General features: G+C 51.4%; 1 rRNA gene. It reads left to right on the top strand.

Annotated elements, in window-relative coordinates:
• Window positions 1-324 precede the first annotated feature (324 nt).
• A 16S ribosomal RNA gene (locus tag HNQ64_RS23735) occupies window positions 325-1,870 on the top strand.
• Window positions 1,871-1,986 lie beyond the last annotated feature (116 nt).

The raw sequence follows: 1,986 nt of genomic DNA, 5'->3' as shown, positions 1-1,986 counted from the left end.
AAAAAACCTTCAAAAAAGAGTAAAAAGGAGTTGCGGGGAATCTGGGGCTCGGCATACTTCCAATCCGCCACCGAAACAGGAGCGGCTGAGGAAAGCGAAGCGAGCGACGAAGTTGTTTGTGGAGTTTGAGTTCAGAAAAAGATCTTTCAGAAAACAACATCTTCAGATTGCTAGAGTGGGCGAAGCGGAAGCTGAGTTTGCTTGAGGGTTTGAAGAGACAAAAACGAAAGCTAAATTGTGCGCTGCGTGTTATGGAATGCGCAGCTTGCCTGAAAGAATGGCAAGGTCAATTTAGCTGACTTAGGAAACTAAAGTCAGCACCAATTTTTGGAGAGTTTGATTCTGGCTCAGAACGAACGCTGGCGGCGTGGATAAGACATGCAAGTCGAACGGGATATTACGAGTAGCAATATGAGTGATGTTCAGTGGCGAACGGGTGCGTAACACGTGGATACATTCCGGGAAGCGGGGGATAGCCCAGGGAAACTTGGATTAATACCGCATGTGGTCGAAAGACTAAAGACGGGGACCGCAAGGCCTGTCACTTCCCGATTGGTCCGCGGCCTATCAGCTAGTTGGCGGGGTAAAAGCCCACCAAGGCTACGACGGGTAGCTGGTCTTAGAGGACGACCAGCCACACTGGAACTGAGACACGGTCCAGACACCTACGGGTGGCAGCAGTCGAGAATCTTTCACAATGGGGGCAACCCTGATGGAGCGACGCCGCGTGGAGGATAAGGTCTTCGGATTGTAAACTCCTGTCATGCGCGAACAAGGTTGCATGGTTAATAACTGTGCAAATTGATGGTAGCGCAAGAGGAAGAGACGGCTAACTCTGTGCCAGCAGCCGCGGTAATACAGAGGTCTCAAGCGTTGTTCGGAATCACTGGGCGTAAAGGGTGCGTAGGTGGCATGGTAAGTCAGATGTGAAAGCCCAGGGCTCAACCTTGGAATTGCATCCGATACTGCTGTGCTAGAGTACTGGAGGGGTGACTAGAATTCTCGGTGTAGCAGTGAAATGCGTAGATATCGAGAGGAATACCAAAGGCGTAGGCAGGTCACTGGACAGTTACTGACACTGAGGCACGAAGGCCAGGGGAGCAAACGGGATTAGATACCCCGGTAGTCCTGGCAGTAAACGGTGCATACTTGGTGTGGGAAGATTCGACCCTTCCTGTGCCGGAGCTAACGCGTTAAGTATGCCGCCTGGGAAGTACGGTCGCAAGATTAAAACTCAAAGAAATTGACGGGGACCCGCACAAGCGGTGGAGTATGTGGCTTAATTCGATGCAACGCGAAGAACCTTACCTGGTCTTGACATGCACTGTGTCTCCAATGAAAGTTGGATAGAGTAGCAATACTCGCTTTGCACAGGTGCTGCATGGCTGTCGTCAGCTCGTGTCGTGAGATGTTGGGTTAAGTCCCGCAACGAGCGCAACCCCTGTGATTTGTTGCCACCCGGTTTACCGGAGCACTCGAATCAGACTGCCTCGATCAACGAGGAGGAAGGTGGGGATGACGTCAAGTCCGTATGGCCCTTACGACCAGGGCTGCACACGTACTACAATGCCCAGCACAATGTGAACCGAAACCGCGAGGTGGAGGAAATCAGTAAAACTGGGCTCAGTTCAGATTGTAGTCTGCAACTCGACTACATGAAGTTGGAATCGCTAGTAATGGTACATCAGCTACGGTACCGTGAATACGTTCCCGGGTCTTGTACACACCGCCCGTCACATCATGGAAGCTGGTTTCGCCCGAAGTGCGTGAGTCAACCGCAAGGAGACAGCGCCCTAAGGCAAGACTGGTGACTGGGATGAAGTCGTAACAAGGTAGCCGTAGGGGAACCTGCGGCTGGATCACCTCCTTTCTATGGAGAATGTTCATGAGTGTCTCACACTCGATATATGAACAAGGTCGACACTTAACTGAAGCAGCGATGTGGAGGAAAGTGTGTGAAACGTGAAAGCGTTCACAAACAATGTT

The organism is Prosthecobacter dejongeii (genome assembly GCF_014203045.1).
Lineage (GTDB): Bacteria > Verrucomicrobiota > Verrucomicrobiia > Verrucomicrobiales > Verrucomicrobiaceae > Prosthecobacter > Prosthecobacter dejongeii.
Note: the sequence above shows the minus strand (reverse complement) of the source record. Positions and strands in the feature narration are given on the sequence as shown.